The sequence below is a fragment of the Roseinatronobacter bogoriensis DSM 18756 genome, from assembly GCF_004366635.1.
GTDB lineage: Bacteria > Pseudomonadota > Alphaproteobacteria > Rhodobacterales > Rhodobacteraceae > Roseinatronobacter > Roseinatronobacter bogoriensis.
Genome location: NZ_SORN01000003.1, coordinates 414,442 through 424,915 on the forward strand (window position 1 = coordinate 414,442; position 10,474 = coordinate 424,915).

The 10,474-nt window shown below is 56.4% G+C and carries 8 protein-coding genes; 7 read left to right on the plus strand and 1 reads right to left on the minus strand.

Going from position 1 to position 10,474, the window contains the following annotated elements; all coding sequences use genetic code 11:
- The first annotated feature begins 1 nt into the window (after nucleotide 1).
- The 4 genes from EV660_RS10150 to EV660_RS10165 are packed head-to-tail and all read left to right on the plus strand — an operon-like array spanning nucleotide 2 to nucleotide 4,719.
- Nucleotides 2–1,630 (plus strand): ATP-binding protein, encoded by a 1,629-nt coding sequence (locus EV660_RS10150; protein ID WP_071481868.1) that lies wholly within the window; start codon nucleotides 2–4, stop codon nucleotides 1,628–1,630.
- Entirely contained in the window at nucleotides 1,620–2,465 is an 846-nt protein-coding gene (locus tag EV660_RS10155; protein WP_232727365.1) for an HNH endonuclease, read from the plus strand. Before EV660_RS10150 ends, EV660_RS10155 begins: the two co-directional genes overlap by 11 nt.
- Entirely contained in the window at nucleotides 2,462–4,282 is a 1,821-nt protein-coding gene (locus tag EV660_RS10160) for a DEAD/DEAH box helicase (protein ID WP_071479627.1), read from the plus strand. The genes EV660_RS10155 and EV660_RS10160 overlap by 4 nt, the downstream gene beginning before the upstream one ends.
- Nucleotides 4,279–4,719, plus strand: a complete 441-nt coding sequence (locus tag EV660_RS10165) for an EcoRII N-terminal effector-binding domain-containing protein (RefSeq protein WP_071479626.1) — start codon at nucleotides 4,279–4,281, stop codon at nucleotides 4,717–4,719. The genes EV660_RS10160 and EV660_RS10165 overlap by 4 nt, the downstream gene beginning before the upstream one ends.
- A gap of 75 nt (nucleotides 4,720–4,794) precedes the next feature.
- Here the strand turns inward: EV660_RS10165 and EV660_RS10170 are convergent, their stop codons facing one another.
- Nucleotides 4,795–6,912: an AIPR family protein gene (locus EV660_RS10170; protein ID WP_071479625.1), complete on the minus strand. Its 2,118-nt coding sequence runs from the start codon at nucleotides 6,910–6,912 to the stop codon at nucleotides 4,795–4,797.
- Between the two features lie 1,210 nt (nucleotides 6,913–8,122).
- On the opposite strand from EV660_RS10170, the gene EV660_RS18630 reads away from it, so the two are divergent.
- From EV660_RS18630 to EV660_RS10180, 3 genes are all read left to right on the plus strand, one after another.
- Nucleotides 8,123–8,278, plus strand: a complete 156-nt coding sequence (locus EV660_RS18630; protein ID WP_157798899.1) for a hypothetical protein — start codon at nucleotides 8,123–8,125, stop codon at nucleotides 8,276–8,278.
- Entirely contained in the window at nucleotides 8,275–9,054 is a 780-nt protein-coding gene (locus tag EV660_RS10175; RefSeq protein WP_100319085.1) for a hypothetical protein, read from the plus strand. Before EV660_RS18630 ends, EV660_RS10175 begins: the two co-directional genes overlap by 4 nt.
- A gap of 17 nt (nucleotides 9,055–9,071) precedes the next feature.
- Nucleotides 9,072–10,474: DDE-type integrase/transposase/recombinase (locus tag EV660_RS10180; RefSeq protein ID WP_168800672.1), on the plus strand; the 1,403-nt coding region annotated here is incomplete at its 3' end.

Below are 10,474 nucleotides of genomic sequence, written 5' to 3' on the forward strand. Positions count from 1 at the left end.
TATGACAAATCTTATCAATGATCCAAACGCGTCCCGACTGATTTATGGGCTTCGCGACACCGGCTACAATGTCAGGACTGCCGCGGCAGACATCATTGACAATTCGATCGCTGCCGGGGCGAATAACGTTAATATTCAAATCGATCTCATGCATGACGGTCGAAAGCTGGTTTATTTCGGGGATGACGGCTGCGGGATGGACCAAGAGGAAGTCCACAAGGCAATGCGTTATGGCGCGGACCGGCGCCCGGATGCCAAAAGCCTCGGAAAATTTGGCCTTGGCCTGAAAACTGCTTCAAGCTCGGTTTGCAAACGATACAGCGTCATATCCCGGAAGACGTCGGATCAACCATTGGCCAAACTCACATGGGATCTGGAACACGTTGAGTCCCGGAACGCCTGGGAAATGCTGGCTGATCCAGTGACTACTGACCAACAAGATCTTTTCGAGGAATTGTGTGGCGAAACGGGAACCCTCGTCATTTGGGAAAATTGCGACAGGTTGCTGTCCAAGGAATACACTCCGGGTGCCAAGGAACAGGCGGCCGTCAAACGGCTGGCCGACGCTTTGGCAAAACACGTTTCCCTTGTTTTTCATCGCTTTCTGGATGTCGAGGATGAACGTGAACGGGATGTGGCGATCATGATCAACGGAACGCCAGTCGAACCTTGGAACCCCTTCTATCCGCAAAGGTCAGATCAGGTTCTCGCCCCCAACAAGCAGAGGCTTGAGGTGGAAATGTTCGACGGTTCTGTCGAAACGGCACATATGAAGGCGTGGATCCTCCCCCATCGCAGCGACATGGAAAAGGACGAACAGGCAAAATTCGCCCGCATCTCGAACAAGGCGCAGGGTTTTTACGTCTATCGCGAAGGACGGTTGATCCAAGATGGCGGCTGGATGGACGTGTTTGGCTCCAATGAACCGCATACATCCTTGTTGCGCATCGAATTCGACTTCGGTTTCGAATTGGACGAGGCGTTCCGTATCGATGTCAAGAAATCCCGCATCCTGTTCCACCCGGACCTTGAGGAGGGTCTTCGGAAGATCCTGCAGCCGATCTACCGGGAAGCGGATGCAAGGTACCGTCGGATAAACCGCAACAAGGCGAACAACAGCAACACCGTCGATCACGGCAGTTCCAACAAGAACATCTCCGGCACTGCCAACACGGCCAAGCCACAAGTGGCCACCGCGAATGCGGACACCCAGACGGCTGAGATTAACAACAATCGGGGTCAACGGATCAAGATCAAAGCCCCCGTCCAAAACAACGTCAGCCCGGAAACAATCCACGTTGAAGCCGTGACGACGATCACCAATGGCCACCTTTGGGAGCCCGCCTATCGCAGCCCGGGCAACGATGATTATGTTCCCGGTGTCCTGCTGAACAAGCATCACGACTTCTACCAGAAAATCTATCAACGGGCTGCTGCCAATGGCTTTGCCGTCGAAGGCATGGACCTGCTGCTTTACGCGTTTGCGATGGCGGAGCAGAACAACACCGATCCCGAGCTGGAGCCGGTATTTGAGGATATCCGGGAGGAAATATCGTCCAACCTGCGAAAACTTCTCCGGAATGTTCCCGAGGTCGATGCGTCCGACTTGATCAACGGGGATGACGACTGAGATGATTGCCGGGCGGCAGGAAAAGATCAGGGCTGAATTGGAGGCCGGAACTGGAGCTGCCATCGGCATGGCCGTCGATCAAAGCGGCATTCGGACCGGTCTGCGCCTGTGGTTTGATGACCTCGATGATCGCCATGGCCCTGTCGTTGAAATGAAACCCTTTGGAATGCGGGGCTATCGCGTGACCCTCGGGTTCGGCAAGTTCGCCGGCGAGGTTATCCGCCAAATTCAGGCCGCCGGACCTGACGATGTTGGGCTCGCCCGAGCTTTGGTCAACTCGATCGAGGAGACGGTTGATCTGGATTTGTCAGGGCAGCCACGTTCCGATTGGGTGATTGACTCCGGAGCATTCAGGATCACAGCGACGGCACGTGGACTTGTGGCCGATCCGGACGAGGCCGTCACCCTTGTCAGCCGGGACATTGTTGTGCCGCTGATGGCCGCCATGGCCGAATTGATCGGCTATGATGTCATCGTGGAGGAGGAGGCCGAGGAAGCCGCTTACGAGGGGGCTATCCTCGTTTCCACCGTGCGTCGCCGCGAAAGAAACCCCCGCAACCGTCTGCTATGCATCCGCCTTCACGGTGAACGATGCCAGTGCTGCGGCTTTGAACCCAAGTCGTTCTACGGTGAGATAGGTGGCATAATCGAAGTCCACCACCTCGAGGCATTGTCGTTGCTTGATACGCCAAGGCCGTACGACCCGGCGACGGATCTTGTGCCCCTTTGCCCGAATTGTCATCGGGCGGTCCATACTCGCAGGCCAGTCCCTTTTTCCCTTGAGGATGTACGAAAACATATGCGGACCTCTGGGTGGAAAGGCGGCTCGGAATGACACAGCTTGCCCTGCTTCCCCATGATTTTGATGCGGTTTTAAGCTCACCCCCTTCCGGTTTTGTTACATCTGAACGGGTTCTTGAGCCTGTTCTGATAATCGAAAGGGTGGCCGGGAAGCTTTCCGTCAAACTTGGTGGGGTAAGGGTATTCCGGGGTGAAAAACGGCTACTGGAGGCACCGTCGGTCAACCATGCCTGGGTGATTGACGGCACAACACTGCGTCCGATACCGGCAGATATTCCGGTGATGTTGTCGGCTTTATTGGGGGACGAAGATGCTTCTGACATCTCATACGCCACCGCGATCAAACTTTACCGATCACCACCAGAAGGGTTGGCTGTGCAGTTGGCCCCGGATGTTCTGCATTCCGGCAAGATTGCTGCCGATGAGCTCCCTGCAGAGGTCGATATCCCCGGATTGGTCGCCGATCTATTTCCCTATCAGGCCCGTGGTGTTCGCTGGATGTGGGAAACCGTCAGCAGAACAGGCGGTCTGATCCTTGCGGATGAGATGGGGCTTGGGAAAACCCTTCAGATCATTGCCCTTTTGTTGAAGGATCCGCCCGAAAGCAACTCGCCGGCGCTTATCGTCTGCCCTACCAGCCTGATCGCGAATTGGGTGCGAGAATTCAGAAAGTTTGCACCATCGATCAGCCTGATGGTGCATCGTGGAGCCCACCGGGCTGGCATCTGGCGGGATCTGCAGGTCGCCTCGGTCGTGATCACCACCTATGAAACGATGGTGAATGACATTTCGATCTTCTCGTCCTTTGAATGGTCATGGGTGATCTGTGATGAGGCGCAGGCGATCAAGAATCCCGATTCCAACCGCCGACAAGCGATCGTGACCATACCGCGGCGCAGATCCATCCCGATGACGGGCACCCCGGTTGAAAATACCCTGATGGACCTTTGGTCTTTGGCGGACTTCGCGATCCCCGGGATGCTGGGTGACAAGACAGTTTTCGAGGTCGAGTTTCCGGACACCGTGGAAGCGGGTCAAGCTCTCGGCCAATTGACCGATCCGATCATCCTGAAGCGCCGGGTCAAGGATGTGGCCGCTGACTTGCCAGACCGGATCGACATCGACCTGCCCTTGGAACTCGATGACCGCCTCGCCCGTCATTATGACAGCGTTCGCGAGGTCACGATGGAAAAGTACCCCGTCGCAGGGGCCCTGGTCGCAACCCTTCAGCTTCAACTGGTCTGTGCGCATCCATGGCTGCGAATACCGGATGCCGCGGCGGTGGACGTCGATAATGCGCAGATCGTCGTCCAAGACGAACTGCCGCTTCTGACGCCCAAGTTGGAACGCACGGTCGAGCTGTTGCGGGAGGCATTCTCCAACGGCCGCAAGGTGATCATCTTCGCCCTGTTCAACCGCCTCGGTGATCTGATCAAATCCGCGTGCCGGGATTTTCCGGCGACCTATTGGGGCGCGATCAACGGTTCCTCCCCGCAGGAGGACCGTCAAACCATCGTGGATGAGTTCTCCGCCCATGATGGTCCTGCCTGCCTGATCCTGAACCCCAAAGCGGCAGGGGCGGGCCTGAACATCACGGCCGCAACCGTGGTCATCCATTTCACCCCAGTCTGGAACCCCGCGACCGAGGCGCAGGCCAGTGCCCGTGCCCATCGCAGGGGGCAGACCGAGCCGGTCACGATCTATCGGCTGTTCTACAAGGACACGGTGGAAGAGGTCATGCTGGAGCGGTCGGCATGGAAAAGCGACCTTGCGAATGAAACCGTGCCGGTGTCCAGCCGTGACGCCGATGACCTGAAACGTGCCCTCGAGATAAGCCCGGTGAAACCATGACAACCAAGACCTTCATCAAAACCCTCAGCGCCAATGACGTCGGAACCACGGGCGGCCACATGGGCGGCATCCTTGTGCCCAAGGGGGATGGGGAGCTACTGGCCTTCCTGCCGCCCCTTGACCCGAATGTGTTGAACCCGTCGGCATGGATCGAGTGTGACACCCCGGACGGGACAGTCCTGCGGCTGCGGTTCATCTATTACAACAACAGGTTCCACACGCCGCGGGGGACGCGGAATGAGTACAGGATCACCTGGTTGACCAAGTTCCTGCGGAACGCCGACGCCCGGGAAGGGGATGCCTTCGAGATTTCCCGGACCGATGGGCAGGATCGCTATCGGATCAGGGTCATCCCGGTGTCGAGGGCCGAACCTGTCGAAGAGGATGATGGCCCGGTCAGGATCAGGCTGACGACGGGGTGGCGACGGGTACATTGACAACTCCGAGGTGCTATATTCGGTCGAAAAACACACTCAGGATATCCGCTGTCGTATATCGTATAGTGATCTAATCTAATGCACCCTACCGCCCCCGGAAATCTTGATCCGCGGGGTTTCCTCATCATCGACATACCCTTCGTCCCGGGCCCGTCCCAGTATTTCCACGGCGAGGATGCATTGCTTCTCCGACGGCAGCCGCCGATCCTGCTGGCTACAGGCTTTCAGGATGCCATCATCCTTGAGCGAGAATGACCGATTGGGCGCCGCCCATTCCCGCAACCGGCCCCAGAAAGCCCCGCCAAGTTCGATCACCTTGGCCTGTGCCTCGATACCCGAGACCATCGCTTCTTCCCGTCGCCCGTCACGAACAGCGGCCTTTGCCTCCTCGGGGGCGATCAGGTATTCGTCAAGGCCGCCGCCGTAATCCACCTCCAGCCGGGAGACCCTCGCCCAGCAAGCCTGCTTCTTGGCCCATTCGGTGATGTTGCGGATGCCGCTGTCCGGATCGGTGATTACATCCGCCGCTGCTTCGCAGGCGGTCAGGAAACAGTCCATCAGCCCGGCGGGGACGCTTTGTTCGTTCCAGATCCGGTCAAGGTCCAGCACCTTGTCCCGTTCATCCACATCGTGAACCAGTTTTGCGATGCCGTGGGTGACAATGTTGGCCCGATATCCACCGGGATACCATTCCTGCCGTGGGATCGCCTTTTCCAAAGCCCTGAAGATGATGATTTTGGCTACCAGCCGTTTGAACCAAGTCTCGTCATACTTCTTGTCACTGGCCGTCCAAGCCTCGCCGATGTCGGCGGCGAAGGTGGCAAAGTTCTTCTGGGCCCCTTTGCTGACCGTATCGGGCTTCTTGCGAAACGACAGTTCAACTTTTGCAAGGTCAGTCTTTACGAAAAGCTGGGGCTTGGGATGCTCGGCGTCAAACCGGCGACGATCAGTGGTCCCGAGTTTCGCGCGTTCCACCTGATACTGCCCTCGGGCCCGTTCGTAGAACCAGCGGGTCTGGCGGCTGCCACCTTGCGCCGGGGGGGCATATACACGGCGGGAATACCCCTCCATCCGCATGTGGAAAGGGTGGTTCGAGAAGAAGTCCGCCGCACTGACCTTGTTCTGGCTGTTGGCGTATTTCGAGATGAAGGGAACCACCTCCTCGGAATTGTCAGGGGGAACAACCGTCAGCTTGATCTGCACATGCACGTTGGAAAGGTTTTCCGGGCTATGCTTGAGGGCGGCGTGCAGCGAGGCCGTGGTTTGGCCACCATTGACGATCTGAAGGTTGCGGGCCGTCAGGATCCGCACGCCCGTGCCGTCCGCCTCGGTTTCGACACTGTCAGCCGTGGCCGAGAGCCCGTTGTTGTAACTGAAGAACATCTCCGGCTCGTTTTTGATGGTATCCCGGATGCCTTCGTTAACGGATTTTCTCCGAGCTTGGATGAAACTGCGGATGTTGGATTCCAGCAACCGGGCGCCCCACTTGTCGAAGATCTCGGCCAGTTGTGAGCCACGGATGACCGCGAGGTATGATGGAAACTGGGTTTCTGGCCCGGATGCCGACAAGGCGGGCAAGGAGCCGCCGAACTCCTCGGCGAACTTGACGACGATCTTCTCTTTCGAGCCCGTCGTTTCGACCCGGTGGAAACGGGAGAGGTCCCAGATGTTGTAGGTGACCGGGATATCGCCGATCTTGCCTGCCAAGACGGCGTCTGTCCGGGCGTTATAAACTCCGTTGGTGACGAAGATCAGCTTTACCTTGGTGACGGCAGGCCACGCCTCTGCGATCATCGTCGCCGTCCCGAAAGCTGGGGTGTCGACATGCAGACTGTCTCGGAACTCCTGCCTGCGGGCGGCAGCAACAAAATTGATCAGATGACCGAAGAATTTCTTGGCATCCGCCGCATTCAGGCTGGGTGGCTGGTCGGTATCAAAGAATTCGGTGATGATGACACTCAGGATACCGTCGGTTTCACGGGGGTCGCCGCCATGTCCGTCAATCCTGAGGGTCTTGCCGGAGACCACCCCTCTCCAAGCACAGCGGTCCGAGGTTTCGATCTCCGCTTCACCTTCGAGGGTGGAGGAAAGTCGTTCAAAGGCGAGATCGTCCAGCGCAACCCCGGTCGACGACGACTCCCCCCGCAGCTCCTCGAGCAGATCGGTATTGAACTCGAACAGATGCTCCACCATCACTCCCACGGATGACCCAAAGATTCACCGGGTTTTCAAGCCCCCATGAAGTTGATCATACAAGTCAATCGTAACGAATAGCAACTGGCGGTTATAGCCACAGGTCAGTCGGCAGATTTGGCATCTGTGCAAGTGTAGATGTGAACGTGCATATCGAACACACTCGAAAACTTCACAATCTTCGCGGCAGTACGAATACCACTCTGGCCGAATCAAAGGGACAATCCGTAAGGACATGGGCCGCGGTGGGCTGGCGAAGCCTTGGGCGAACCATGCGAGAACCGCAAATCCTGACGTTTTTTTGCGAAAACACAAAGGCCCATATCACGAATCCGTGAACGGGTTTTTGATACAGATTTGCGACAAACGGTGTTTCGGGCTGCGACTGGCTGCCGAGCTCCTTCTTATACTCACATTATTGAATAGAAGCAGGGTGCAAATCTATTTTGCGTGAAAATCAACATTCTCTCTTTTCTCATTTCCTGAATCAATTCGAGATTGATTCGAAATAGGGTTTCTCGCATTCCAGATTGGACACGGATCAGCGCCAATGTTGCGAAATGAACGAAGCGCAGATAAGTAATAATCATGGAACGCCAGGGGTTACCCCGGGAAAAGCTACTCTAAAATCAGACTGCTCCGCTCTTGGTGCGGCGTACCCGGGTGACCGGACTGATATTTGTTGTCGGCTCTCACGGGAATACTTCGGGAACCACTCGAGTTGAGCTGGAAAGACAGGAGAAAGAGACGGAAGATGACGGGCCGGGGGGAGCCGGTTTTCGCATTGAACCCCACGCGACCGAAACGCGTGTATTGCGACAAACTTAAACCCCGGAATTTTCGCAAGTCATTGAAATAAAATAGGATTCGACTCCACATCTGGAGTGTGGAATCCCTCACGGAAATCGGCGAATCATGAAAAGGAGGACGTAAGACCGCGGTACATTAAAAAGGGAGAGCAGTCGTTGGCGCGACATGACTCTCCCCATGCCGGATGAAAACCCAGCCTTGTATACCTAAACCGTAGCCGTTCTGGCTCCGTCGTTCAACGGGTTTTCGAGAGAGTGTCTGGCATATTTCACTTTGGCCCTCCGCAGGGCTGTCGTGATGCCGCTGAACATTACCGGATCATGCTTGGTCAGCATCAACCGACCGCCTTCCAAGCCCACGAACATCAAATGCGCCGAAACCCGGTGCAGACGGAGAAGCTATGCCCAATACCAAAAAAACAGACTTTCTGAATTCATTGGAACCCCAAGTTATTACACTTGGAAGAATGTACACCCTTGGGGATCGCCCCTGCATCGAGCGTCTTTTCGGTTCGCTGGAAACCGAATTCCTGAAGAAACTCGAGGTGATGAAATGAGCTCTCTTGACGAGATCCGGGAGATCGCCCGCAGGACGACCAAGAAGGAAAAAACCAGAAAGGAGAAGGCGAAGCGTAAGCCTAAAATCATCATCGGGGAGATCGATGGGGTTATCGGTTGGGGACGTCGGCGGAATCCCCTGTCGAGGAGTAATCAATCATATAAATCCGGGATGCTCATCCGGACAAAACTGAACGATATGAAGCCATCAGTGGCCCTGAACGACTCAGAGATCGAAGAGGCGTTCAAGATCGACGCGTTGTTGCAGCCGAATGTGGTTGGGATTGAATGTCAGCCCGTGACGATCCCGCTTCCGAAGTTGTCCGAAAGGGGTCAGGATCGGTCTCATACGTTTGACGTCCGGATCACACTCGAGAGCGGCAGGGTCTATCTGGTTTATGTCAAATCTGAGCGGTCCCTGAAAACACGCTCGAGTGTGCCCACCGTCGCTGAGATCGTCGCGCACACACCGGCCAATCTCTGTGATCGCATCACCATCATCTCGGATGTGTCGTTCAGCCGGAATTACCGGGACAACAACAGGCGCATCCTCATGTGCCATCTAATGCCCGACCCGGATGCGGATGCACTGATCTGTGGCCTCGTGGACAAACTGTCGACGCCACTGCGCATCAAGACGCTGGTCGAGAAATCTGGGCTCAAAAAGAGTCAGGCATGGCAGGCAGTCCTGCGCATGATCGGGGCCGGCCGGATTGGAACCGAGCGTGATGCCGTAATCGCCTATCCCTCATTGATCTGGAGGCCCGAGCAATGACAAAGCAACACACCCCTATGATCCCGATCGGTACGGAAGTTGTCGATGGGACAAAGCGGTTCCGGATCATCGCCATTCTCGATGGCATGGCCGTAATGCGACCCGAGGCGGCGAATGCGAACGACCATCAGGATTTCTTGATGTCTGTTGAGGATATCCAGAAAAAGGTGAACGCCGTTGACTTCGAACTGATCCCCCCTCCCATCAAGACCTTGTATGGCTCGACGGCCCTGCCGAAAAATCGCCCCCGCTTGGTCGATCTGAGTGATGCGGAGCAACTCAAGGTTCTCTTCAACACCGCCGCGATGCTGGTTCTCGAGGAGTATACCCAGAAATTCGGCATGAAGATCACCGAAAAGTGGATCGATGCCAACCATGGTAAGGTTTCGCAAAAAACCGAAAAGTTGTTTCGTGAGGCGACCGGCCGAAAACGGAGGAGTTCGACCGCCGTCAAATCATTCGACCTGCCAGCGGGTAAAAAGCTCGCCCGGATGTATAAGGACTTTCAGGCTGATTTTTTTGATCCGGCCGATTTGGCCACAGGGCACTCCCGGGCGGGTCGTAAGCCGGTTGAATACCCGGACTGGGTGATGGAGCTGATCCGCAAGAGCGCGGTCAACTATCTCGACGGTCGAGAGAAGTCACTGAAAGATGCCTTCTTGCGTCTATTGGGGAGCTTACAGGAAGAGAACGCGAAGCGCCGCGGGGCCTTCCCTGGCCATGAAGATGTTTCGGTCTCGGAGTCGAAGTATCGGAGACTGGTGAAAGCGATGCCGTCAGCGGCTGTGATGGCAACCCGGAAAGGCCGGGATGAAATGCTCCGGAGCATGCGTGCCGGCATCGGCGAGATGATCGCGCTGATGATAGGTGAGGTCGTGCAATTCGACGAATGCGAAGTTGAGCTTTGGGTATTCTTGGAGAAAACCGGGCTTCACAGGGTTGTTGGCGAGCGCACCATGCGCCAGCTGCGCAAAGAGGCCGAGAATGGCACGATCGGCAAGATCTGGATTCTTGTGGCATATGACGTCGCATCTGGATCCTCGTTGGCGTTCCACATCGCTCGGTCGCAGAATGCGGACGATACTCTTGAGTTGAGTCGGCGTCTTGTGTCGGACAAGACCAAACTGGCGAGGGAAGCGGGTTGCAAGCATCCGCCTCCTCCTGCGGTCCGCCCATTCCAGATCGTTATGGATACTGGGTCAGGATTCTGGAACGGTGTGGTCCCGACTGCGATCCTCAAGCTCGGTGCGATGTTCCGGTTTGGCCGGACGAAGAGCCCCACGGACAAGGCGTTCATCGAACGCTTCTTCGGCACCCTGGGCGATGATGTTTTCCGGGCGTTGCATGGCCACAGCGGTAACGGACCCGGGTCAGTCTCGGCCTATGACGGACAAGAGATGGCCGTGATGACCATCGCTCA

Excerpts from the sequence above, each read along its gene's own strand:
- EV660_RS10150 (WP_071481868.1), top strand. The coding sequence starts at position 2 with ATGACAAATCTTATCAATGATCCAAACGCGTCCCGACTGATTTATGGG.
- EV660_RS10155 (WP_232727365.1), top strand. The coding sequence starts at position 1,620 with ATGACGACTGAGATGATTGCCGGGCGGCAGGAAAAGATCAGGGCTGAA.
- EV660_RS10160 (WP_071479627.1), top strand. The coding sequence starts at position 2,462 with ATGACACAGCTTGCCCTGCTTCCCCATGATTTTGATGCGGTTTTAAGC.
- EV660_RS10165 (WP_071479626.1), top strand. The coding sequence starts at position 4,279 with ATGACAACCAAGACCTTCATCAAAACCCTCAGCGCCAATGACGTCGGA.
- EV660_RS10170 (WP_071479625.1), bottom strand. The coding sequence starts at position 6,912 with ATGGTGGAGCATCTGTTCGAGTTCAATACCGATCTGCTCGAGGAGCTG.
- EV660_RS18630 (WP_157798899.1), top strand. The coding sequence starts at position 8,123 with ATGCCCAATACCAAAAAAACAGACTTTCTGAATTCATTGGAACCCCAA.
- EV660_RS10175 (WP_100319085.1), top strand. The coding sequence starts at position 8,275 with ATGAGCTCTCTTGACGAGATCCGGGAGATCGCCCGCAGGACGACCAAG.